This window comes from Spirosoma endbachense (assembly GCF_010233585.1).
In the GTDB taxonomy this organism is placed as follows: Bacteria; Bacteroidota; Bacteroidia; order Cytophagales; family Spirosomataceae; genus Spirosoma; species Spirosoma endbachense.
The window spans coordinates 5,164,750-5,187,486 of the sequence record NZ_CP045997.1 but is presented as its reverse complement, the minus strand read 5'-3'; the positions used below and the strand labels follow the sequence as shown (position 1 = coordinate 5,187,486).

Sequence of the window (22,737 nt, the reverse complement as noted above, 5' to 3'; positions counted from 1 at the left end):
TCAAGCAGAAAATAGACCAAGCTGTTTAGGCGCTAACGGCTCCTCAAATATGTCACAGTAGCTAAAGAAATAGCTCATTAGAACCAGTACAGCATCTTGTACTCCATGATGCTGTACTGGCATAGCCTCATTTAGGATGTGGAGGAAAGTCTGATCACTTCCATCTGACATATCCGCGAATTTCTCTTTTCCCTCTCTGTATAACATGACAAACTTTGCCTGTAAATCCTCTTTGGCAAAAGCACTGTTGACTCGAAAATAGTTTTCGAGTGTTCCTTCGTGGAGACTGGCTGTAGTGAGTAAACTACCATACACCTTGCCAAGGCGATTAAATTCTATCTTACGGTCAAAGTCAGGGTTCTCGGGAAACCCAACGGAAGAAATCAAAGTTTTTTCCTTTAGTAGATGTTTTATAACATCATCTAATATACTGATTTTGAAATCATTAACGTCAATATTGGGTAATAAGTGAATCCATTTTATGCATTCACTTAAGGGGAATTTTAAAAAAATATCTTCAAGATGATGAGCTAAGAACGAAGCGCATTTAACGCCAGGATAAGCGTTCTCAATGGCGGCATATTGCTCCTGAACAGTGGCGTAAACTCCATTGTACTTATCGTTAATTACGAAAAAAAATTCCTTTACTGGATATAAGGAGTTCCAATAATTATAAAGTCCGGCAAAATCTTCACATAACTTATCAATTGTTTCTTTTTCTCTACTTAATGGATTTTCAGGCGCATATACCTGATAATAGGTGCCGGTACGTCTGTCAAATCCGTCATTCTTACGGTCACCGTATCTACCTTGTGGCCGCACGGATTCGAAGTTCGAATTATAGGCACGCATTATATTTACAAAGAAGTCTTCGTAAGATTGCCCATGGCGAGTGTATATTTCTTGTTTGAAAAGGGATCGAACAAGGTAAAGCTCGTCAGTAGTCATCATTTAACATAATTGGTGTGTAAAGATAGATTAAAGACAGTAAAGAGCAGACAACTACTGATAAACACAAACAAAGCGGTTTATTTATACTTTATGGTAGTTTACTCATTTCTACTGACTTGAGCGTTTAACAGCTGAGGCCGTGTCGTAAAGTAATTTATTGCCAGGCACGTCCCACCCCACCCGGTCAGGCTTTCTGTAGTGTAAGCGAGGAACTATGGCCTAAATGCGGCTTGAGCGTGTCATAGTAGTCGACATACTGCTCAGGGCTTGCCGACCTGGCGTTCCTTCTATTATAAACGGGATTATGGCCGAATTCCCGTTTAAACAGGTTAATCAAACCAGCTTTCAGGGCTTCAGCTTCGGCCTGCGTTTCGGTTGTAAACCACACGATTTGCAACGCGTCCGGCAGTGCTCCGCTTTTTACATCGCGTGCCATTCTTTCCGAGGCTGAATGGGGACAGGTATCCGCAATCCTTCCCTGTAAACCCTTTTGTTCCTTTTGGCCTTTCCCATCCCGTAGCCCCGCCTTGCCGATATCAAGAATGCAGTTTTGGATTAACTCCTCATCAAGTCGAAAAATAACGTACGTGCCTGGCTGAGTGGGCACAGTACTTGTGTGGGTTCGGGGTACACTCAGCCGTGCTTGACTTCTTGTTAAGTCGTACGGTAAGGGTTGACTCCAGCGCATAAAAAAAGATGTCTAAATAAGCATTGGGATAATTTCACTTGAACGAGTTGGTGGTGAGCGCCTGTCTAATCCTCTCTTAACTGCCAGATTAACAAATCCAGTATTTTCAAATCCGTAAAGCCACAATCTGGAAAGGCGGTCATAAAGTTGAGTTTAAGACCGCTAAAACGTTCGTCCTGCTTCATATCCTCAAAACGGGCTTGTAGTACTTGATATAGGTCAATCACTTTTTGCATCCGATTGGACTCGCTGTAACCTGGTAATCGCAAGCCCATCCGGTTCAAGACAATACTATCGATTACCGGCTGATGAGGGTTAATGGTGGCCAGCAGTTTTGAGGCAAACGATGCTTCAATGCGGCCCGTTTTGGTTTGAAGTTCGGCCAAAATACCTGCTATACTGATATCCAAATTGGTCTTGCTACGCTCTAGTAGCTCGAAGTAGTGATCGTAACAATCTGTACGCGGCAGCCGTAGGCGGTAAAAGCGGGTAAAGTTTTTACGATACTTTAAATCACTGGAGACATCACAAGAGTTGAAACCATCCATTGTTTGCCGGTATAAGACAACCGGCTTTTTTAACCTCGGCAGTATCGACTCAACATTAGCGGTTAATTCGTCTAGTAATTCGTTATTGTTCATGCAATCTCATCTGTAGTTAGGTAGAAACAGTGCATAAAATTCAGTCGCCTTAGCCGATTTTTATCAAAGTCCTCTGATCACTTTAAAATGTCCGTTACCGGTAGATTGAACCTCAAACTGAAGCGGATCTCCCATCGGCCAGGGAGCATAGTGATTATTTAATAGCCATCGACCGATCCTTTTATAGATTAGCTCACGACAGGTTTTGTTCCAGAAGGACGCTTTGTCTACGTTCACCTCTACTTCGGTCTCTCCTTTGGGAGAAGGCAGGTGAACGATTACCGCTTTCCAGTCCCTCTGACAATGCCGATCTCGGTCGGCTTTGTCAATCTTAAAGCCATACCCAGCTCCGGACAATTTGTAGGCTCCATTGTTCCAGGCTGTCCAGATCATAATCCCCCCCCTTTCATCTGACTCCAGCTTTTACCGTTTAAATGGGCCGCCAGCTCGGCTTCATTGGAGGAGCCAGCAGCAGCATCCCAGAAGTACAACTTGGAAGATAACATACCCTTAGGCGTGTCTTTTTTGAAATCCGTTTCTGCCTTTTCCCTAGCACAAACACCTGAATAGGGGTATGCCGATTATCATCGAGTCGGAATTGAGCGACATACTCACGGGCTTTGGTCGTTAAGGCTTCTTTGTCGGCTTCAGGTCGGTTGATCCACTTGAAGCTTACCTCCTCCAGGCCCGTGCTTACCGTGGCTACCGCATCGACTTCAAAAATCTGCCGAACGGCTTTGTTGGCGTAGGGTCCAAAATAGCGTGCTCGTTTATGCCGATACGCTCCGCCCGTATCGGGGCAGAGGTAGACGCCGGCCTCAATCTCGTGCAGAGTACCGGCGCAGTTGACCACATCGAGCAAATACTTCCAGCGGGGCAGTAGTCCTTTTGAATCGATGAACTCCCGAAAGTCATCGATCAGCCCTCTTAGGTAATCAGTGATACATACCTTTTCCAGAGCTTCCAACAGATGCTCATAGCTAAGCGGAATAAGCAAAATGTTTTTCTGTTTAGCCTGGTTGATCTGAATCTGGAACTTGTCGCGCGGGTCGCTCTCAAAGTTGCTTAGTAAAAACAGAATCAACGTTCCACTATGGGTACGTAAGCCCTGTAGATGGTTGACTAACTGCTCATCATAAAACCAGTCGTTCAGTTTGGTCTCGACAGCAATGGTGAAGGCTTGCTGAGAAATAACCAGATCCGGAACACTTTTTTGCTGCCGCTGCTGCTGCTCAAAGACAGGGCCGATGATGAGGTTACCCGTACCCTCAGTTAGCTTATCGAGCAAATCGCTGAAGCGGCGTGGGCTATCTTCATAAAGCAGTTTAAGCAGTAAACCACAGTAGTTGGTAACGCGGTTTTCGAGTTGGCTGTAATCGGTAAATAGAGAGATAAGACGACCCATAAAAAAAGGATAAGAATTATTCTCAAAGGTTGGTTAATGTTATTTTCTACGCTTTCGGATTGGGGACTATTTCTATCGGATTGGAGACAATTGGTTAACTCTCAGCAGAAGATAGTTTGTGATAGTTTATCTTCAACTGCGAAAACGTAGACGCTTATAGGCATTTGTGGAGTTGAGCCTGAAATAATTGCAACTACTTTATTCACCTTTTTCAGCCATCCCCTATAAATACCTAAGATCAGTTAAAAACGAATTAGCATGAAAGGATTTTTACTGTGCTTTGGGCTGGTAGCCCTGTTAAGTTGTAGTGGGGGCGGCGGTGATCCCACTCCCTCCTCATCAAGCGGGTCTAAATGTGGCTGCTCAAAATATAACAAACCTCAGTGTTATGGCTCTTGTCACTGGACAGTCGGTCAAGGGTGTGGTTGTTAAGGAAGCGATTTTTAACTGAGATTTTATTAAAAACGCTATATCAACTTTTCATTTTGTCAACTCGAACCACCACGCAAATACCGCAAACATGCCTTTGGCGTATAAAAACAATTATATGAATACTGAGTTAGAGGGCTTTTGGAGTCAGATTATTGATGGCTATTTTCGCCACGATATTAAGCAATTAGAGGCCATTGACATTGGCGATGAGAAGTACGGCCTATGTGCAGTAGAACAGTTTATGGCCGTGGCATCGACTCTCGAACTATTGGGGAAATTATTATCTAAAAGTGCAGCCAAAATAGCCAATGAAGATGCTGCCTGGGCTTATTACTTCAAACATTATTTAGCTGAACACAAAAAAATTAAGGGAGCGATTCACGCGTTAGTCAGGCATGGGGTTGCTCACCTTTTTCTGCCGAAATACATTGGCATTTCTAAGTCAGTAGAACGAGATGCACTGATGTTTAAAAACGAAGAGGGACTGCCTGTTTTAAATGTCTCCAAACTTACATCTCTTTTTATAGCCTCACTCAATAAGGTAAAGGACGATTTAACAAATGATCCTGAACTATCAAAACGCTTCTTAGCTAATTATACCCAGTTACTGCAATCAAGTGATAGTGATTTCGACAATTACAGAATTACAATAGACGAATATATCGTTGATCATCCATCTACTCAAGCTGAAACTTCATACAAAACTAAGTCCACACAGGAGTACAGGCAGCCTCCACAAACGACGGTGCCCTATAGGACACCGATAACAAGCAGTAAGTCTGATGACTAATTCGACTTCTTTCTTTTTTAGTTGAGTTGTTCGGCTTTCCAATTAGCAAATTTCATTCCTGCCGCTCTTAGTCGGATCGTTGGCAATAAGCATGATTAACTATTCAATGAAATATGGGGTTTCTGAAACCGCCCGTTTTTTTGGTGTCGACAGAGATACATTGAAAACCTGGGCTTATGTTTTTGCTGGCTATTTAAGTTCAGAAGCTAACCCAGGGAAGGGGAAAGCCCGTCAATTCTCAATAGAGGATCTGCGGGTATTTGCCCATGTTTTATTTTACTGGGAAGATGAACCGGATATCGAGGCTATCAGATATGGACTCAACTCCAACAGCCATTTTGAAGATCCGAGAATTGATGATTTTATTACTCAAATCACACCATTATTTCGAGATATGCCGGAAGGTATCGATGAAACGTGGCGGGGTGTCGTTTTTGGTGGCGAATATCACCTGCGAGATACCCTCACTACTGCTGACTCATTTAAACTGGCAGGTGACAAACTTATAGAAATAGCTCACGAAAATTACGAAGAACGCCAATTGTTTCAACCGGCGATTTATAACTACCGCCATGCAACAGAATTATACATCAAAGCCGTAACAGGCGAAGAAAAAAGCCATAATCTGCAGGAGTTACTACAAAAGCTAAGAATAAAGGTAAAGGCCGAGTTCGATGCAGTTCTTCCTGAATGGTTTGAAAATGTGGTCAAAGCCTTTGACGATTCCGATCCTAAAGGAACGGCGTTCCGATACGGAATTACGATACCCAAGAATGAATTATACGCCGATATGTTACACGTCAAGGAGTTAATGGGCCGCCTTTCAAAAGTATTTAAGCGCATCCAGTTGGAGCGATTGAACCGAGAATACGACTCTCAAACCATCCCCTAGAACTACTTTCGTTCACAATATTAGTCTTTCACTTGAATACTGGCCTGCCAAATAGCTATTGCCTCAGAGAAAGTGCAGTGATCGCCTTCCACTCCCCAAAACCATTTCGGGTCCCACCAGACCGGGTCTGGTGGGACCCGAACTCCTCTCGTAATCAACAAAGCCCAGTTTGTGCCGGGCTTTGTTGATTACAGGCTACATACACTACACTAAAACCGCTAGCATAGCCTCCAGACCCTTCTTCAGCCGCGCATCCAGTACCATACCCTGGGCCAGTTGCTGGCTAAATTCAATTTCGGAGTAACCTAATGCCTTAGCACAGCTGGCCGTCGTGCCCGGCAGGGTCTCCTCCAACTGAAAAAAATCCTCCCGATAGACAACCTCTTTGAAAAGGATATGACGCAGGGCGAGCTCAATGGCTTTGACGCCCTCAAGATACACCTGGCGGTCATAGCGGGTTTGCTCAGCCTCACGAAAATCAACAATGGTCCGGTACTGTTCCTGAGTAATCATGGTATAAAATTTACGTGGTTTATTTCTTAACTGGCGGGTTGAGTCGACTCAGTTGTTGCTCACTCCGCTCTTCCAATACCTCAATCCAGCCGTAAAACTGAAACACCGTCAGCTTTTCGGGTTCAGCGCAACCGCACTCGATCAGGGTGGTGTAGAGCTTGAATTGCGATTTCTCTAAAGCCACCAGTCCGTTTTCAGGGCTATCCTTCAAATTAATGGGCTTTTGCATAGCTAGTAAACCCAGCATAGTCCGGTCAAAAGCCGCCCTGCTTTCCTCGGTACCGTGCTCGAATTGCTCCAGGAGCGCTAGAGCGTAGTCCCGGTAGCGGACCAGGTTATTGAATTTTCCCTTTCCCACTCGTTTGGGATAGTAGCGTTTGGTTTCGGCCAGCATCTGCTCATTGATCGCTCCCAGCGACTCCTGGATTTGTTCTCCCGTAAAACCCTGCTCTTTAATTAATTTTATGTAGTCGCGCAGCGCATCCTCGGAATGATCCTGGACCGGCTCCCCATTAATGGCATACAGATAGCAGGCCCACTCCAGTTCCGCCGGGTTGTAACCCTCGGCTAGGAATCGCTCCGAGAGGTTATAGTTGTAGGCTTCCAACTGATACTCGGCCTGTTGATCGAATTGAAGCAGTAAGGCCACTCGCTCTTTACGGGACGCTAACTCTTCGGTTGTGGTAGCCAGCGCCGATTGCAGAATGGCATACTGCTTAGCTTCCAACTGAAGATTAGCTGGCAGCTCTTTGATCGAGTCGTAGAGTCGTATGGTAAGCGTTTCACTGATTGTTAAAGTAAGCATATAAGAAGGGCTAAAAGAGGCGTTGCCGTTTTTCAACGTATTCGATGTAATGATTTCCCCGCCGAATGCCTTCTTTCAAACCGTCGATATCAATGTAGGTTTCATGACGGGGTGCCTCTTCCCAGGCTTCCAGGAAGGCTTCCTTAAGTTGGCTAGCAGTCAGTGGAGCTGGATTGGTCGAAACAGCTTCCCGGACCACTTGTTGCCACTGGGCGCGTTGCCCCTGCTGCAGAGCCTCTGTCGACTGCTGATTTAGGGCAATTTCTCCATAAGTCTGCTCGACAGCTTGCTGTTGAGGCCAGCTATTCAATAAAGCCGCCGTCTGGGTGGCTGTGTAGACCGTGTCGCCCGGCTTTGTATGAAAAATAGTGGGTTTGTCGAAGACCTGGCCAAAGCCATCACGGTCTACCAGCAGCTCAGCCCCAGCTTCTCCGCCGAGGGCAAGACCTGTGTATTGATCCGTGGCCAGTTTTCCGTATTTATAGGCAGGTAAAGGTTTACTCAAAACAGCGGCCGCTTCTAGGGCGCCCGTAGCGATAACAAAAGCCGTTAGGATACCGGCGGATATACCCAAATCAGCATAATGAGTACCACCACCCGTGGAGAGCACCGAAGCTACCCCCATTGCGGTATTTAGGGCTATCGAAAATAAAGCCTGTTCCCGATCAGTTATGGCCTGCTTACGCGCTAACTCCGTTTTCCGTTTCTGATATTGCTCATCAATACGCTGTTTGGCATCGGCATTGTCTCCAGCCAATCGCAACTCGTTGTCGTGCTGGGCATCTAATTGTTGGGATTCTCTTTCGTAATTACCCGATATAATGGAGAAGGTGGTATCGCCGAGTTTACTGGCAAAGTCGCCCCCCAGCTTGAGTAACTCTTCCCGCTTCTTTTGGGCTTTATCAATATTCTTTAGCTCATGATCAGTTTCCAGATCACTTTGCTGTATCCCGTTTTCGGCAACCTCTTTATTGAATTTCTTCTTGAGTTCAACCTGCTCAGCGTCCCGGTTTTTCTCTAATTCGGCAATGGCTTTGTTGGCGGCATCAATCTCATCCGCCGTAAGCATCGCGTAATCGCGATAATTCTTGATGCCCTCGATTTTACTATCGTACAAGCCCGCACTAAGCCCAGCATCTTTCTGGTAGGTCTCTTCGGTAATGCGTAGTGATTCCTGGAGGTACTCCATTTTCGTGGCATATAGTCTAGCCTCTCCCTCAACTGGACTAATTCTACCATTGGCAACATCCAGCTTAATCTTACGCTCTTTTTTGGCTAGGTATTTATCAAGTTCCTGTAGCTTTTTCTCGTAATCGACTCCAAGCTCGGCATCGACTGCTTTGACTGCATCCTTGGTTTTGGCTAACTCATCCTTCCAGGCCTTTTCCTCAACTTTTAACCGACGACGCAGGTAGTCTGCCTGTTCATCACTGATATCGGTTTCGGTCTTTTTATACAATTCAGACTTTCCCTGTCCCGCTTCTTTGAGAATGTTCTTTTCCCGATTGAGACTATCGGTCAATATTTTATGGCGCTTCTCAACATAAGACAGGTCGTCCATCGTACCATTGGTATGTTGTACATCAAGGGTGGAGACCTGTTGATCGGCACCAGACCGATTAGTTTTAAGGTCTAACTGCAACTGAGATCGATTATACTCCTGCTCGGCCTTTGTTTTAGCGGTTTGAAGTTTTATATAGTCGCCCGTCTCTTTTTTGCCATATTTTTCAAGCAAAGCCTGCCGAGCGTTCAGGCCATCAAGCGTTATCTGTAGGCGTTTTTCGAGAAACGATTGTTCGTCGATTAACCCATCCTGGCGTTGATCGTTCAGGGCCGATAGCTTATTGTCAGTGCCGGATGATGATACGCCCAGGGCGACCGAAAGTTGGCGGTTAGCTGCGAATTCTGCCTTTTTCTGAGCAGCCGTTTTTTCTTTATCTTCTTTCTCCTTTCTGGCTTTGTCAGCCTGAGCCTTTTCATTGGCCTTGGCGGCACTTAGCCGGGCTTCCTGTGTTACCTGATCATTGTTGGTTTTAACCAGATAATTGTAGTGGGCTTTCGCTTTGTTCAACTCTTTTTGCAACGCCAGCTCCTGTTTTGTCACCTCCGACGTTGGCGATTTGTCGAGCAACGCATCAAGCTGCTTCTGAATAGCCAGCTTCTTTTCGTCGGCCGCATTAACTTGTCTCTGGCGATCGTCGGCAGGCATGGCACGAAATTTCTTTTCATTCTGGGCTGCCATCGCGTTGGCCGACCTAATTCCCCCGGCAACCGCATTGCCAAGGGTGGCCCCACCAGTTAGATAGTTCAGAAACAAGCCCCATTCATTGGATTTAACTAACGTGCTCAAATCCTTGAATACATTGGCTATTCCCGTTTCAATAATTCCAAAAAAAGTACTAACCTTCTTGTTTTCGTTGAAGGAGGCAATAAACTGCTGAGCCTCGTTGGTCATGCGGTTCCAGCCCGCCGACATGGTGTTGATCTTTTCCTGAGCGTTGCCCCCGTAAATTTTGTCTAGTTCCGTCGCGAACTTGGGCAGTACATCAACCGCCAATAGCTCGCCTTTCTCCATCATTTTGTTCAGCTCGATTTCAGAAAGACCCGTTGCCTGAGCCATAATCTTCATCGCTGCAGGAACCCTCTCTCCTAACTGGTTGCGCATTTCCTCAGCGGTGACCTTTCCTTTTGACAGCATCTGGGTCAAGGCCAGCAACGATCCTTCGACATCAGCATTGGTCAAACTTAGCTTTGCGCCGGCTTCGGTCATCGCGTGGAAAATATGCTCAGTTTCGTCCCCTTCCAGAGAGGAATCTTTCGTAGCTGCTTTTAAGAGCTTGTACGACTTAACCAGCGAGTCATACCGCAGGCCTAGTTCATCTGATGTTTCAAGTAAAAATTGCTGTGATCGGTTAAAATCATCCGTATCGCGGCTAACGGCTTTTAGTCCGGCATCGAGCCGTTCCATGTCAGCCGTTACCTGAATGGTCGCTGTGATGGCTTCAAATGCAGATGAAATGCCAATTAGCCCGCCAACATTTTGAAGCAGGCTTTTGCCCATTCCAGAAATGGCATTCCCATAATTGCCAACATTACGGCCGTAGTTTCCCATCGAGCTATCAGCTGCCTTGAGAGCCTTGTCGTTAGCCTGGATACGAGCCAGCATATCAACCGCGGCCTTGTTGTGCTGATTGATCTTTCCCGTAACCAAGTCTAAGGCATCGGGCATTTGCCGAAGCTGATTCTTGAGTTCGGCCGTTTGCTTAGAAAGGTGTTGATACGATCCCTCTGCCGCATCGAAAGCAGCCTTACCCACTTTTAAGCTCTTACTTTGTGCGTCGATGGCCTGACTTACAGACTTGACTTCGCGCAGAATAGCCTTTTGCTGCTTTTCGTGGTTTTTTTGGGTAGGGTCAAGTGCCTGGTATCGTTGATGTAAAGAGCCGAGTTTCGCCGTTAAATCGGCAACGAGCTGTCCGTTGAGCCTTTGAGCCTCGGTGAGCGTGCTTAGGGACTCTCGAGCTATTGCTACTCTCGGGCCGACCTGCCCGATTTTGGCGATATAGTCGGTGATTTGTTTGTCAGCCCCGTCTTTGGTGACGCTAAGGCCTTTTAAGCCTTCCTTAAGTGGTAAAAGGTCTTTTAGGGCTGAATCAAAGGAGGCTTTAATACGATTGACAGAGGCTGTTGTGCTTTGAGCCCATCCGTCGGCAGCTACTTCTAACTCAGCTAATCGTTTGAAGTAGCCTTCAAAATCAAATACATCTTCGGGGCGAATTTGTCCTGGCATAACGGGATTGCACTAGTGATTTAGTGAGTGCAGTCAGCCCGATGTGTCAGAAGTAAAGTTAATAAAAAAGTGAATGGCTAGTATACCCTAAAAGTACAAAATCAAATAGCCGACTTTCTCGACTACATTGGCCCTTTATACGCTAAAAAATAGGCAGCCTCTAACTAATGTGGCCGTACGTTTGATTTGGTCCTGAAGATGTCTTTAATCGAATCTACCGCTGACTCCTCTAAATCTTCCATATAGATCTGGGTGGTATTTAGTTGTTCATGACCCATTGCTTTTTTTATCTGCATCACGTCCAAATTACTACGTCTAGCTAAGTCAGCAAAGCTGTGGCGGAACATGTGCGTGCTGATCGATTTGTCAATACCAGTTAGTTCTGCCATTTTATGCAGATTGTCCCGAATCAGGACGATTTTAGACTTTATCTTATTGCGTAACTGATAGGGACTATAGCCTGCATCGATAAGTTTTTTCAGGTACGGGAATAGCGTATCGGTAGGGTATACAGCCTGAGTCCGATAAGGTGCCAATAGGTCTATACACTGCTGCGGCAGGAGTACGTTTTTGGGCTTTTTGGTTTTACTCATTATGTAAATTAGCCGGTGCTCGCTTTCCCCTCCGGTTTCGATAATTACGTAGTTCTGGCAGCGCAGCCTGAGCGCATCACCCACCCGCATACCATGGGCGTAGTACATCATCAAACAGATATCCCGAGCCCGGCGCATGGGACTGCCCCACGTGAGATCAAGCTGTGCCAGCCGCTCGATCTCGTCCTCATAGAGCCGGACCTTTTGGGTGCGCTGTTTGGGAATCTTGACCCGGCGAAAGGGATCGCTTACTACAGTCGGCAAACTGGTCAGCCCCTCGACATCCTCCAGGGCCTGGAAGTACAACGATTTTAGCCGCGAATGATAAAGCCAGGCAGTATTGGTCTTATAATGGTTGAGCACCCAGCTGCGCCACTCCTTGACAAAAGACACGGTTAAATCAGCGAATTCGACATCAAGCTTCCGGCGACTCACTAGAAAGCGGGCAAACGCTTTTGTGGCGTTTGCATAAGTCTCCGTCGTTGCCGACTCGCCCCGGCGCGTTAAGTAGGTATGGGCATACTGCAAAAAAGCCGTTAAACTCTGTTCTGCATCTTCTTCAATCACCTCATCTTCCCGCTTTTCTAACTTTGCTTTGACATCATCGGCAGTAGCGAAGATGCCAAATTTATCAATGACTGCCAGTGCTCGGTCATAGAGCTTCCGTAAAGAATTATTAAATAATTCATGATTGGGGTGATTCAATCGTATCCAGTTCGATGACTCCCGTTTTCCCTTCGGGTTAAAGTACGAAGGAGCTACATTAATAAACGTAGCAATATATCGGCTCACTCGATTGGCCGTTATACGCAGGCGGATATTTTTCTTCCCGTCAATACGAGATTCATATTTCTGGACGACTTTAAGTGTTACTTTTCCCATACAGCTAGCCTTTTCGATAAGTACGAATTTTCAGCAACGGGCCCCAATCAACTTATATCAATCTAACAATAGGCTAACATACTCATTACTTGCTACTGCTTTGACGTCAACTACTAAAGCCTTCATAAACGCAGTTCTATCAGCCTGCATCTTCGATTTCTTATAAAAACGATGCTGGAGTATATTTAACCTAATGCATTCATTTTAAGTAACCATCGATCTAGACGACTAGTCGGCAACCCGCTGAAGTAGTTAGTCATTTAGTTGCTGAGTGGTCCGCCTGAGCTTTAGATACCGATGCATGGGCCGAGTTAGTTTACCCCCATAGCTTCGTTTGCAATGGGGGTTGCTGAACCATTCTACCGCCTCAATAGCACGCGCTTTTTGTTTGAGTATCCGCAAGCCCGTATAAAAGGCCCGCTGGCTGTGAGACCGTAGCTGCGCCTGGTAACGCATCCCCCCTTCGTCATGACGGGATACGAAGCCATACCGACCCTTAATCAGGATTCGGCAGCGCCGATGGGTCTGAGGGCAGACGAAATACCAGATACCCCCACCCCGGCCCAGATTACTGGCTATATGTACTAAGTCAACTTGTTCTTCCACGAACTGGCCGTTCTGAGTATAGTGAACGCGCAGTGTGCCGCCTTCTGGCAGGTTTTCCTCATCATAGTTAACACGAACCCAGATACTGGCTAATACATTGTCGCCTAATAGCCAGATAATCGATCCCGATCGATTTCGGGCAAAGAAACCTCGTCGTTTCAAATCAGGTAGGCTAATCATAAGCCGCTCTTCAATGGGTTTATGCATAATGTTAATTTTTCAGACCAGCCTAAAACTTTAAGGAAGTTTGGATGGAACACAGTCAGAACGTGCCGCTTTCAGGTTCCCCGCCGCCGTTTAATCCGGAGCTGAATCCCCCGTCCGTTCTCATCCACTAGGCGGACGGTCGTGCCTTTGCCAGTTACTCGTTTTCCGACTGATTGAACCGTCACATCATAATTTCCATACGAACGGGTAGTTTGAGGAAAGCCATTACCTGGCGTCAGGGGTTGTCCGTTGCGAGATTGCTCCGACTGTTTTTTGAGCAAGTCAATATCAATTTTCTTTCGACGAGGCTTCATAGGTATGATCATTTAGTTGGTATTGTTACGCGTCTTAAATAGTTTGAGAAATTACTACAGCCTCGTCCAAAAACCGCCGGGCTGCTGCCTGCTGATAGTAGGGCCGAAAGGGTCGCTCGTTGAGCTCATAGGCCATACCGTCAGTTCCCAACGGATACCGTTGCAGCAGCCCCACTTTGCGTAACTCGGCAAACGTTTCGAAATCGGCGGACGACAGGGCGCTTTCTTTCAGTTGGGATCGCGAATAGGATTCCTCCCAGTTCAACCTATGCCGTCGGCAATCGCTGGCCAGCGCAATCACAAACGAATCGCTACCCAAGTAGGAGTTGGTGAACAAAACAGCAAAGGGTACATCCAGCTGGAGTAGTTGCTGGAGTTGACTAATAGATTTCATCAATACGTGTTTTTGTCAATACAAAACGGTGGATTTAGTAGTATGGAAGCACTCATGCCAAAAGCCTCAGTACATTAGCCAGGCTCTGAACAGCTATAAGGGGGCCGTCACGCTCAAAGCTGGCCCGGAATAGAATATAGAGCGCTCTGACTTGTATTAATCGGAGGGGTTTAATAAAAGGAACTGATTCAACAGCTTGAATAAACCCGCGTATCAGCGGCTCGCTGCCAGCCGAATCAATGAGAGCAAAGCCAACATTCTTTTGAAAGATTATTCCTCTGGGTAGCAATTGAAAGCGCTGGCAATATTCATTGAATTCAAGACGCATACGAGCTGACTTGGCTTACTATTAAAAATTTACAGGAGCCATCTTAACATGCTGGGGCTCTCCGTTGTCAAATTCACCCTTGCTACTGTAATAAGCGCTATATTTTAGCCGGTGATACAAAACAACAGCATCATCACCCGTATGAATAGCCCCATCCCGGCTCTTGGCAATATGCACCTCGGTTAGATTAGCGGTCGATATGCCATCGGGGTATTGACTTAGGTTATAATATTCCGGCCGAAACAGAAAAAAGATCGCATCGGCATCCTGCTCAAGATCACCCGAGCCCCGCAGATCACTCATAATTGGACGCTTTTCCCAGCTACTACGCTTATCAGGTTCGCGCGACAATTGCGATAAGGCGATGATGGGTACCTGTAATTGCTTGGCCAGATCCTTAAGCGTACCCGAAATGGCCGTGATAGTCTCCATAGCTGTTGCTCGCGGGCGATAATCGCGAATACGTTGCATATAGTCGACGAAAATGATTTGAGCACCATTTAACACTAGCCGGGTAATGCGTGACTCTAGCCGGTCTAACGTGCAGGGCGAATCATCGATTTGCAGAGGAGCCTGCCCAACTATATCCAGTGCCTGACTTACCAGACTGGCATCGGCCCGACCTTGCCGGATATCTTCAACACTATAACCGCAGTAACGGGTAATGAGTCGGCGCATGATCGCCGTATCGGTACCTTCCAGCAAGAGCAAACCTATTGGTATTTTTTGTTGAACGGCAATACCATCAATCTGCTGACAGAGGTAAGCGGATTTGCCCATTGATGGTCGGCCGGCCGGCACGTACAGACAGCCCGGCTCATAGCCTCCCAAAGCCTCATCGAATGGTTTGATCCCCGTTCGAATCAAATGACGGCCTTGCTGATTCATTTCCTCCAGGACCGATCGGGCCACATCGGTCAGCACTTTGGCCCGGCGATCGGGCAACCCACTTTCCATGCGGTCCAGATGTTGCCGGAAGTGATGTCCTGCTTGCAATGCGTCCGTTGACAACGTTTCCAGATCACGAATGAGCTCTAAGGCAACAGCCTGCACATTGCGCCGGTGAAACAGATCATAAAGTTGTAAACAGCGTGATTCAAAGTTGACTAAAGTGGCCTCCCTGGTTAAATCAAGAAGGTCAATTTGAGTAAGTCTGGATTCGTTGTTTCGTAAACGGCGAGCCACATCGAGCGCTTCCGGTAAGTTGCCCGCTGCGTGTAGTTCAAGCATCGCCTGGTAAACCTGTTGATGGCTATCCCGGTAAAACAGTGATTGATCTTTCAGATAACGGCGAGCAGATGCTATCAGGGCCGGTTCAGTCAAGATTGAGCCTAATATGCCCGCTTCTAAATCGACATCGAATAATGTGTTTGGTACTGGTTTCATGCTTGATTTAAGGCTGCCAGGCCTTTAGGCGCCTGGGTGGGTTGAGGGCGATTGGTAGTTGTCAACGGATTGAACGGAGGCTGAGTGGCCACGCCGGGTGCAAGAGGAATTGTAAATTCGCTTTCCCATACGCGATGTTTCAGGTAGCGCTCAGGGTCTTTGCGAAATTGAGGATCAGGTTGATAAACTTTGTAGCGATCAATCGCATCGTAGGCTGCCTGCTGCTCCAGCGCCAGAAGCTTGTTCCACTCTTTGAGGGTAGCCGATTTACTACCGGTTCTTTTGCCATAATGGTCCCAAAATCGATCAAACTCAGCCGTTATCGGCATATTAGATACGTTAGTATCTTTTACTTTACTTTTCTTTACTTTACTCTGTGGTATTTCTGTGACAGAAACCAGCGTTTCTGCGACAGAAATACTTTCTTTAGCCGTTTGAGCAACGATTCGAGCCCGGTTTCGCTTCTCAAAGACGTTCTCTAATGCCTTGTTTAGGTCTGGGCAAATTAAAAATCCCTGCTCATTCCGACTGAAAAACCCAATTTTTTCGGCAAGCTGTAGCAAACTGTAGATTTCTGTGACAGAAACTCCAAAATCACCGGCCAGTAATTCCATCTCCAACTCTTCCGTATTAAGCTGCGTATAGTCAGCATCAGTTAGGACTTCTAGAAGCATTAATGTCAAGCCATAACCTGCCGGACCAAAACGGGATCGAATCGCTTTAATGCGCCGGTCATTGCGCAAATCAGCATTATGAGTAAAGTAATCAGCGTTGTTGCGAGAAGGTCGGGCCATATAAATGAGCAGTTTCCTTACTTTTTAGCCTAGGCCAAAGCACGTGAGAATAGCCACAATTGGAGTTTTAAATTTTATTGGCAAGTATAGATTGGTTTGCCCTAGCCAACCTTGAAGCTACGTTTCTCTTTCAAGGCGGCCAAAACATCAGAACGGCGATAGCGGACACGACCGTTGATTTTTAGAGGTACCAGAATCGCAGATCGATCGTCCGTATCTTTTGCCCAGTCGTGGAGCGTCGTTAAGGAAACCTGTAACGTATCAGCGGTCTGCCGACGTGTCATCAGTTCAGGAAGAGCAACCCCCTCGGGTTGGGGTGGTGTGTAATTTGCCAATTCAGAGCGAACGGCAATGCGAACCAGTTCGGTCAACTGATCGGGAGTAACTTGAATTTGGGTGACTGTACCGTACATGATTTAATTGCATTTATGTCCGGTACAAAAGTGGATTATATAGAGAGGCAACAACTATCAGACTACTGTCATGACAGTAGTCTGATTAAGATTAAGTCAATTGATCAAGGTCCGGAAGATTTAGTTTGGCACGCTTGGAGTCAGGTAACGCATTTCTCTCTGGATCAACTACATTACGCCAACTATCCCGAGAGGGTGAATAACCAGACACATCAAATAGCTGGGAGCAAATATTGGCTAGTTTATTTAAACTTAGTTCGCCGTTCTTTATAGGCGGTTCAATATAACCAGCTCTAATAAGTTCAGAAATTATATAACCAGCTACGGCGGGTTTACAACTCCAGGTTAGCTTATTTAAACGGTTCGCTTCTTCTTCATTTGTAAGTTTTGAAGATGACGTATCTAATAATGGATATTTTTTTCTGTTATAATCTGGTATTCCATAAGGATATTCATTAACGTTTATCAAATCAGGGTATTTTTTATACCAAACTGATTGCCTTAACAATTCAATTATTGAATTTTTAACTCTACGAAACTGCAGATCAATATCTAAAAGAATTTCTATATAGCTATTTATTACCTCTTCATCATATAACGTGCCAGCTAGAACTTCAATTAATTTTAAATTTCCCAAAAATATACCGTTGCTGAAGTAGCTGAACTGATTAATAAACTTTACCCATTTATTTAAGTAGAAAACACCGCTATTCTCATCCAAAATAAATAACAGGTTTTCTTCTATTTCTTCTTTTAACTCACTTCGTAGTATGTAACTCATCTCACCTTGAATGTTTTTAAGATCCTCAAATATATGATGCCATTTTATGGGGAAATTCATTCTACCTCTTTCAGAATAGTCTTTGCTTATTTCAGCTGCTTCTGATGATGCTATATACCAAGACTTATAATGATATACTAACCTATCATAGATCTCAAATTTCAATGGCAATTTTTGGTTTCTAGACATCTTTAAAATAATCTTTTTTTAAATAAAGTTTAACTCTTTCAATTTGAAGTTCTTCTTTTTACTGATTAGGAATAAATTGCTACTGGGAAACAGTATTCAATTTCACTTAAAATGCTCATGTCCAAGCATCAATAACGCATTCTGCTCCGATGAAATCTTAATGTATCTCATGAATATCGACTCTGATTTATGGCCAGTAATTTTCATAATCGAAACGGTAGGTACTCCCGCCAGAAATGCATTTGTAGCAAAGGATCGCCGGGCAGTATGCGTGGTGATCAGTTCCCATTTTTCCATTACTCGCATTTGTCGGAAACCACCTTTTGTACGCCCAACCTCAACTCGTTCTGTAAAGCCAGCCAGTCGACATAATTCTTTCAGATACGTATTCATCCGCTGGTTGGTGATCGTGCGCGGTGGCACTCCATCGTATTTTTTAAGGATAGCGAGAATAGTAGGGTTTAGTGGTATTGAAACCCTTCCTCCTGTTTTGAGCGTCTTACGCGTCAAGATTTGACCGTTATGAGTAATATTCTCCGGCCGTAGCTCGGAAAAGTCGGAAAAGCGAAGGCCAGTATAGCAGCCGATTAAAAACAGATCTCGAATACGGCTAAGTCTGGCGTTATGGCTCAAATCAAGTTGACTAAGCTGAGTTAGTTCTTCACTCGATAGGTATATATTATCCACCTCCTCCGCTAGCCGTTTAAAGTCACTATGCTGAAAAAATGTATTGGCATGAAGCCCTTCGTTATAAGAAAGCTTAAGGAGTAGCTTAAAATCTTTCAGAAGAGCCCCGACATAGTTCAACGTCAGACCGCGATCCGTCAGCCAGGATTTGAACTCATGATAGAAATCGATAGTAAAATTGTCGTAGCTAATACCCCGACCCGTTTCCTGATGATAGCGCTCCAGAGCACTCTTGAGTCTGGAAAATCCTTTTATGGTAACCGCTGCATACCGATGGGATTTACTACTAAGTCGTTTTCCGCTATGGGCATCCAAAATAAACTGATCAATGTACGCCAGAAAAGTAGTTGGTTTGGCTTGAGCCACCACAGTCTTTTTAGTGCGACCTAAGGCATTGTCCAGATGTTGCTTTATGGTTTCGTTGCTGAACGGGATTTGTGCCAGGTGGAGTGAATTGAGAACCTTCAACAAGGCTGAACGATGTCGTTCCAGATGAGCGTTTATCGTTTCATTGGCCTCCCGTCCCCGTTTATTTCGGATAAGTTTAGGATCTGTACTGGCTCGTTGCCGTTCAGCATCCCATTGAGCAGGTCCGATCGTTTGCCCCGTTGAGGTAACGAATCGTTTATTCTCATACCGAAAAACCAGGTATATTAGAGTTGCTCGACTAGCGGCCGTATCCTTCAGCAGGAACTTGACGGTTTTGTCCGTAATCGTTTTCATTGGTTGGTTTGGCTTGGTCAAACCAAAGATAGAATAAAAAACGAATCAGGTGACGGAATAGGTGACGGATTTACTTTATTAAACCGAATTAGTTTTAGTAAAGTACAGCACATAAAAATAGGCTAACCAGTTGATATAGAGCTTTTATACTCCGAAACTGATTAGCCTTGATTTGGAAGGGGGTGGTCTCGACGGGAATCGAACCCATATCAAACGTTTAGGAAACGTCTATTCTATCCGTTGAACTACGAGACCAAAAAAGGAGCGGCCATTCTGACCGCTCGTCTTTGTAAATACAAATTTGACGAAAATCCGTCAACCTGCCAAACCGTCGCCATATTCGGCCGATTCGGTTAGTGGTACATGCACCCAGTTTGGGTAAATCTGGTAATGTTTCTCCTTGACCAGATCATAAAGCAACTCCCGTAGCTCACCGACGTTCTCGCCAGTCTGCGCCGAAATGAAGGCAACATAATCTGCCTTTTGGGCCAGGTAGGTTTTCTTCAAATACTCCAGCGCCGTTTTCCGGCGCACAGCAACCGGAATGACAACTTCTTCGTGCGACAAGTCATCACTGAATTCATCGTCGGCCAACGAAGGAGTTTTCTCTGCCCATTCGTCTTTTGGCGCAAATTGGTCCATTTTATTGAAAACCAGCACCATCGGTTTATCGGCGGCATTAATATCGGCCAGCGTCGTATTGACAACCTCAATCTGCTCTTCAAAATTCGGATGTGAGACATCCACCACATGAACCAGAATATCAGCCTCACGTACCTCGTCCAATGTCGATTTAAACGACTCGATCAGCGTTGTTGGCAGTTTACGGATAAACCCGACGGTATCTGTCAACAGGAACGGGATATTACCGAGGGTTACCTTCCGAACCGTCGAATCGACCGTAGCAAAAAGCTTATTTTCGGCAAACACGTCCGTTTTAGCCATCGTTCGCATGAGGGTCGATTTACCAACGTTTGTGTAACCCACCAGAGCTACCCGCACCAACCGATCTCGTTCTTTTCGACGTGTGACACTTTGTTTATCGATCTTGGCGAGTTTCTCCTTCAGAAACGCGATTCGGTCTTTTACAATCCGGCGGTCAGTTTCAAGCTCCTTCTCACCCGGTCCGCGCATTCCCGTACCACCTTTCTGGCGGCTAAGGTGCGTCCACATACGAGTCAGACGTGGATACAGATACTGATATTGGGCCAGTTCGACCTGAACACGCGACTGGGCTGTCTGCGCCCGCATCGAAAAAATATTCAGAATAAGCAGGCTACGATCAAGGACTTTGATCTCCTTAAATTCAGCTTCGAGGTTACGCACTTGAGCCGGAGTCAGATCATCATCGAAAATGATGCTATCGACCGGATTAGCCAGAATAAAGGTTTGAATTTCTTCCAGTTTCCCCTTGCCCACGAAGGTCCGGGTATCGGGCCGATCGAGTTTTTGGGTAAATGATTTTATCGTTTTAACACCCGACGTTTCGGCCAGGAACGCTAATTCGTCTATGTATTCTTTGGTTTGGTCGGCGGTTTGCTTTTGCGTAATCAGCGCGACCAACACAGCGGTTTCGGGTTGTTTATGAGTGTCGACCATGTAAATTCTTAGTGGTGATTAGGCAATTTATAGCTTATGAAAGAGCGTATTTCCCAGGTACTATCAGATCCGCAAACCCGATCCTGAAAAACTGCTCGCCAATGCGATGATCAATCCATCAGGTGTTATTAACCCAAAGGGCCTCTTTCTGATAAGCTATAAGCCTGTAAATTATAACGGGCCATTTTGACTAAAAGTTTCGACAGCGAATCTGCCCGATCATTCTGCCGAAACCAACTGAATAGCATTACACCTGAACCATTTTCCAGTGTCCCCGCCGGAAAACCCAGATCGCAATTCCTGCCAATAATGTCTCGCTGATAGCTACCGACCAGAATACACCCTCAGGACCCCAGTTCAGTAGGTGAGCAAGCGTATAGGCAAGTGGAATTTCAACGACCCAAAAACAAAAAATGTTAATGATTGTTGGGGTACGGGTGTCGCCTGCGCCATTGAGCGACTGGCTCAATACCATTCCATACGCCATAAACAGATAGCCCAGGCAAAATACGCGCAGACATTCTACCGCGATGGCTACTACCCGGACGTTGTTGTCGAACAAGCCAACTATGGGAGTGGCCCCCAGGAAGAAACCAACGCCAACGGCGGCTAAAAAGAGCATGTTGCAGAAAGCCGCCCGCCAGGCGGAGGTTTCGGCACGTTCGGGCTGATTAGCCCCCAGATTCTGCCCAACCAGCGTAGCAGCCGCATTGGCCATACCCCACGAAGGCAGAATTGTAAACACAATAATCCGAATGGCAATGGTATACCCAGCCACCACATCGCTACCAAAGGTCGATAAAATACGCGTCAGGAATATCCAGCTGGCCGAGCCAACCAGAAACTGACTGGTTCCTCCAACAGCCAGACTGAGCAGATTTTTGATCAGACTCATATCGGGTATAACATCCGAGCGCAACACCTGAATGGCCCCTTTCACACGCGTCAGGGCGTTTAATTGATACAGAACGCCCATCGTTCGGCCAATGGTCGTTGCCACCGCCGACCCCATAACACCCAGTTCAGGAAATGGCCCCAGTCCGAAAATAAATACCGGACATAGCACAATGTTGACGCCGTTAGCCAGCCACAGCGACCGCATCGCCACCGACGCATCGCCCGAACCGCGCAAACAGCCACTCAGTGTATAGAGTAACATGATCGCGGGCGCGCTGGCGAAAATCATCCGGGTGAACCCTACACCATTGCCGATCAGCTTTTCGTCGCCACCCATCAGTCGCAGTATATCTTCGGCAAAGGCAAAACCGACCAGGCCCATGAAGAGTCCTAATGCTGTTGACACCAGAATGACCTGCCCCACCACGGTACCTGCCCCCCGGTGGTTTTCCTCACCAACCCGGCGGGATACAAGGGCAGTGGCGGCTGTGCTGAGGCCAATAGCAATGGAGTATACAATGGTCAGCACCGATTCGGTAAGGCCCACAGTAGCAATGGCTTCTGTACCGATTTTGGCGACAAAAAATACATCGACAACGGCAAACAGCGACTCCATGACCATTTCCAGAATCATCGGAACCGACAGTAAAAAGATGGCCCGGTTGATACTACCGGACGTAAAATTGGTTTCTGTACCACGCAATGCGGCCAGGAATAACCGAAAAAATTTGGTCATTGGATCAAAAAGGCTATGCCGAAGTCACGATGACTACAGACAATGCATGAAGAATAGTAAAATGGAAACGATCGGCCCAGCTGGGCGACAGGAACTTGAAGAAGAAAAAACCGCGTGGGTTTTTAAGCGAGGAACTTCATGGGCTTTTCGGGCGCTGCAGCGAGCGCATTTAGACCGCAAACTTACTACTTTCTTTATGACAAAGTCAAACGGGTTTGAGTAAACGGCAGATTAAAATACTGAACAGGAACGTTTTTGCGAGGTTTATTTAGTTGACAACCTGATCATTAAATTTAACCTT

21 protein-coding genes and 1 tRNA gene are annotated in these 22,737 nt (G+C 46.0%); 2 read left to right on the top strand and 20 right to left on the bottom strand.

Features of this window, described 5'->3' with window-relative positions; translation table 11 throughout:
* The 5 genes from GJR95_RS20915 to GJR95_RS20895 all read right to left on the bottom strand — a co-directional run bounded on the left by GJR95_RS20915 (position 1) and on the right by GJR95_RS20895 (position 3,685).
* The gene (locus GJR95_RS20915; RefSeq protein ID WP_162387711.1) at positions 1 to 951 is read right to left on the bottom strand and encodes an ABC-three component system protein; all 951 of its coding nucleotides are present in this window, start codon (positions 949 to 951) and stop codon (positions 1 to 3) included.
* Between the two features lie 184 nt (positions 952 to 1,135).
* Positions 1,136 to 1,558, bottom strand: coding sequence for a hypothetical protein (locus GJR95_RS20910; RefSeq protein ID WP_162387710.1), 423 nt, complete (start codon positions 1,556 to 1,558; stop codon positions 1,136 to 1,138).
* A 146-nt stretch (positions 1,559 to 1,704) separates the two neighbouring features.
* Positions 1,705 to 2,280 carry a hypothetical protein gene (locus GJR95_RS20905; protein WP_162387709.1) on the bottom strand — a complete coding sequence of 192 codons (576 nt, stop codon included), beginning with the start codon at positions 2,278 to 2,280 and terminating at the stop codon, positions 1,705 to 1,707.
* Between the two features lie 63 nt (positions 2,281 to 2,343).
* Positions 2,344 to 2,673, bottom strand: coding sequence for a hypothetical protein (locus GJR95_RS20900; protein WP_162387708.1), 330 nt, complete (start codon positions 2,671 to 2,673; stop codon positions 2,344 to 2,346).
* A 37-nt stretch (positions 2,674 to 2,710) separates the two neighbouring features.
* Positions 2,711 to 3,685 (bottom strand): hypothetical protein, encoded by a 975-nt coding sequence (locus GJR95_RS20895; RefSeq protein WP_162387707.1) that lies wholly within the window; start codon positions 3,683 to 3,685, stop codon positions 2,711 to 2,713.
* 547 nt (positions 3,686 to 4,232) lie between these two features.
* Between GJR95_RS20895 and GJR95_RS20890 the strand changes: the two genes are divergently transcribed.
* Positions 4,233 to 4,907 carry a hypothetical protein gene (locus GJR95_RS20890; protein ID WP_198424727.1) on the top strand — a complete coding sequence of 225 codons (675 nt, stop codon included), beginning with the start codon at positions 4,233 to 4,235 and terminating at the stop codon, positions 4,905 to 4,907.
* A 91-nt stretch (positions 4,908 to 4,998) separates the two neighbouring features.
* The gene (locus GJR95_RS20885) at positions 4,999 to 5,799 is read left to right on the top strand and encodes a hypothetical protein (RefSeq protein WP_162387705.1); all 801 of its coding nucleotides are present in this window, start codon (positions 4,999 to 5,001) and stop codon (positions 5,797 to 5,799) included.
* A gap of 204 nt (positions 5,800 to 6,003) precedes the next feature.
* Here GJR95_RS20885 and GJR95_RS20880 read toward each other — a convergent pair whose 3' ends face one another.
* The 15 genes from GJR95_RS20880 to GJR95_RS20810 form a co-directional block, all read right to left on the bottom strand.
* Complete coding sequence (locus tag GJR95_RS20880) at positions 6,004 to 6,312, bottom strand: hypothetical protein (protein ID WP_162387704.1); 309 nt, start codon at positions 6,310 to 6,312, stop codon at positions 6,004 to 6,006.
* A gap of 19 nt (positions 6,313 to 6,331) precedes the next feature.
* Entirely contained in the window at positions 6,332 to 7,117 is a 786-nt protein-coding gene (locus tag GJR95_RS20875; RefSeq protein ID WP_162387703.1) for a hypothetical protein, read from the bottom strand.
* Between the two features lie 10 nt (positions 7,118 to 7,127).
* Positions 7,128 to 10,907, bottom strand: a complete 3,780-nt coding sequence (locus tag GJR95_RS20870) for a tape measure protein (protein ID WP_162387702.1) — start codon at positions 10,905 to 10,907, stop codon at positions 7,128 to 7,130.
* Positions 10,908 to 11,071: 164 nt separating this feature from the next.
* Positions 11,072 to 12,382 carry a tyrosine-type recombinase/integrase gene (locus GJR95_RS20865; protein ID WP_162387701.1) on the bottom strand — a complete coding sequence of 437 codons (1,311 nt, stop codon included), beginning with the start codon at positions 12,380 to 12,382 and terminating at the stop codon, positions 11,072 to 11,074.
* A gap of 252 nt (positions 12,383 to 12,634) precedes the next feature.
* Entirely contained in the window at positions 12,635 to 13,195 is a 561-nt protein-coding gene (locus GJR95_RS20860) for a hypothetical protein (RefSeq protein WP_162387700.1), read from the bottom strand.
* A gap of 71 nt (positions 13,196 to 13,266) precedes the next feature.
* Positions 13,267 to 13,509: a hypothetical protein gene (locus tag GJR95_RS20855; RefSeq protein ID WP_162387699.1), complete on the bottom strand. Its 243-nt coding sequence runs from the start codon at positions 13,507 to 13,509 to the stop codon at positions 13,267 to 13,269.
* A gap of 34 nt (positions 13,510 to 13,543) precedes the next feature.
* Positions 13,544 to 13,903, bottom strand: coding sequence for a hypothetical protein (locus tag GJR95_RS20850; protein ID WP_162387698.1), 360 nt, complete (start codon positions 13,901 to 13,903; stop codon positions 13,544 to 13,546).
* A gap of 349 nt (positions 13,904 to 14,252) precedes the next feature.
* Positions 14,253 to 15,617 (bottom strand): replicative DNA helicase, encoded by a 1,365-nt coding sequence (locus GJR95_RS20845; RefSeq protein WP_162387697.1) that lies wholly within the window; start codon positions 15,615 to 15,617, stop codon positions 14,253 to 14,255.
* Positions 15,614 to 16,411 carry a DUF4373 domain-containing protein gene (locus GJR95_RS20840; RefSeq protein ID WP_162387696.1) on the bottom strand — a complete coding sequence of 266 codons (798 nt, stop codon included), beginning with the start codon at positions 16,409 to 16,411 and terminating at the stop codon, positions 15,614 to 15,616. Before GJR95_RS20840 ends, GJR95_RS20845 begins: the two co-directional genes overlap by 4 nt.
* A 101-nt stretch (positions 16,412 to 16,512) precedes the next feature.
* Positions 16,513 to 16,824 (bottom strand): helix-turn-helix domain-containing protein, encoded by a 312-nt coding sequence (locus tag GJR95_RS20835; protein ID WP_162387695.1) that lies wholly within the window; start codon positions 16,822 to 16,824, stop codon positions 16,513 to 16,515.
* 91 nt (positions 16,825 to 16,915) lie between these two features.
* Complete coding sequence (locus tag GJR95_RS20830) at positions 16,916 to 17,794, bottom strand: hypothetical protein (RefSeq protein WP_162387694.1); 879 nt, start codon at positions 17,792 to 17,794, stop codon at positions 16,916 to 16,918.
* Between the two features lie 102 nt (positions 17,795 to 17,896).
* Complete coding sequence (locus GJR95_RS20825; RefSeq protein ID WP_162387693.1) at positions 17,897 to 19,204, bottom strand: site-specific integrase; 1,308 nt, start codon at positions 19,202 to 19,204, stop codon at positions 17,897 to 17,899.
* A 183-nt stretch (positions 19,205 to 19,387) separates the two neighbouring features.
* Positions 19,388 to 19,459, bottom strand: a tRNA-Arg gene (locus tag GJR95_RS20820).
* 60 nt (positions 19,460 to 19,519) lie between these two features.
* Positions 19,520 to 20,803: a GTPase HflX gene (hflX, locus tag GJR95_RS20815; RefSeq protein WP_162387692.1), complete on the bottom strand. Its 1,284-nt coding sequence runs from the start codon at positions 20,801 to 20,803 to the stop codon at positions 19,520 to 19,522.
* A 247-nt stretch (positions 20,804 to 21,050) separates the two neighbouring features.
* On the bottom strand, positions 21,051 to 22,436 hold the full coding sequence (locus GJR95_RS20810; RefSeq protein ID WP_162387691.1) for an MATE family efflux transporter: 1,386 nt from the start codon (positions 22,434 to 22,436) through the stop codon (positions 21,051 to 21,053).
* Positions 22,437 to 22,737 lie beyond the last annotated feature (301 nt).

Excerpts from the sequence above, each read along its gene's own strand:
- GJR95_RS20915 (WP_162387711.1), bottom strand. The coding sequence starts at position 951 with ATGATGACTACTGACGAGCTTTACCTTGTTCGATCCCTTTTCAAACAA.
- GJR95_RS20905 (WP_162387709.1), bottom strand. The coding sequence starts at position 2,280 with ATGAACAATAACGAATTACTAGACGAATTAACCGCTAATGTTGAGTCG.
- GJR95_RS20900 (WP_162387708.1), bottom strand. The coding sequence starts at position 2,673 with ATGATCTGGACAGCCTGGAACAATGGAGCCTACAAATTGTCCGGAGCT.
- GJR95_RS20895 (WP_162387707.1), bottom strand. The coding sequence starts at position 3,685 with ATGGGTCGTCTTATCTCTCTATTTACCGATTACAGCCAACTCGAAAAC.
- GJR95_RS20890 (WP_198424727.1), top strand. The coding sequence starts at position 4,233 with ATGAATACTGAGTTAGAGGGCTTTTGGAGTCAGATTATTGATGGCTAT.
- GJR95_RS20885 (WP_162387705.1), top strand. The coding sequence starts at position 4,999 with ATGATTAACTATTCAATGAAATATGGGGTTTCTGAAACCGCCCGTTTT.
- GJR95_RS20880 (WP_162387704.1), bottom strand. The coding sequence starts at position 6,312 with ATGATTACTCAGGAACAGTACCGGACCATTGTTGATTTTCGTGAGGCT.
- GJR95_RS20875 (WP_162387703.1), bottom strand. The coding sequence starts at position 7,117 with ATGCTTACTTTAACAATCAGTGAAACGCTTACCATACGACTCTACGAC.
- GJR95_RS20870 (WP_162387702.1), bottom strand. The coding sequence starts at position 10,907 with ATGCCAGGACAAATTCGCCCCGAAGATGTATTTGATTTTGAAGGCTAC.
- GJR95_RS20865 (WP_162387701.1), bottom strand. The coding sequence starts at position 12,382 with ATGGGAAAAGTAACACTTAAAGTCGTCCAGAAATATGAATCTCGTATT.
- GJR95_RS20860 (WP_162387700.1), bottom strand. The coding sequence starts at position 13,195 with ATGCATAAACCCATTGAAGAGCGGCTTATGATTAGCCTACCTGATTTG.
- GJR95_RS20855 (WP_162387699.1), bottom strand. The coding sequence starts at position 13,509 with ATGAAGCCTCGTCGAAAGAAAATTGATATTGACTTGCTCAAAAAACAG.
- GJR95_RS20850 (WP_162387698.1), bottom strand. The coding sequence starts at position 13,903 with ATGAAATCTATTAGTCAACTCCAGCAACTACTCCAGCTGGATGTACCC.
- GJR95_RS20845 (WP_162387697.1), bottom strand. The coding sequence starts at position 15,617 with ATGAAACCAGTACCAAACACATTATTCGATGTCGATTTAGAAGCGGGC.
- GJR95_RS20840 (WP_162387696.1), bottom strand. The coding sequence starts at position 16,411 with ATGGCCCGACCTTCTCGCAACAACGCTGATTACTTTACTCATAATGCT.
- GJR95_RS20835 (WP_162387695.1), bottom strand. The coding sequence starts at position 16,824 with ATGTACGGTACAGTCACCCAAATTCAAGTTACTCCCGATCAGTTGACC.
- GJR95_RS20830 (WP_162387694.1), bottom strand. The coding sequence starts at position 17,794 with ATGTCTAGAAACCAAAAATTGCCATTGAAATTTGAGATCTATGATAGG.
- GJR95_RS20825 (WP_162387693.1), bottom strand. The coding sequence starts at position 19,204 with ATGAAAACGATTACGGACAAAACCGTCAAGTTCCTGCTGAAGGATACG.
- hflX (WP_162387692.1), bottom strand. The coding sequence starts at position 20,803 with ATGGTCGACACTCATAAACAACCCGAAACCGCTGTGTTGGTCGCGCTG.
- GJR95_RS20810 (WP_162387691.1), bottom strand. The coding sequence starts at position 22,436 with ATGACCAAATTTTTTCGGTTATTCCTGGCCGCATTGCGTGGTACAGAA.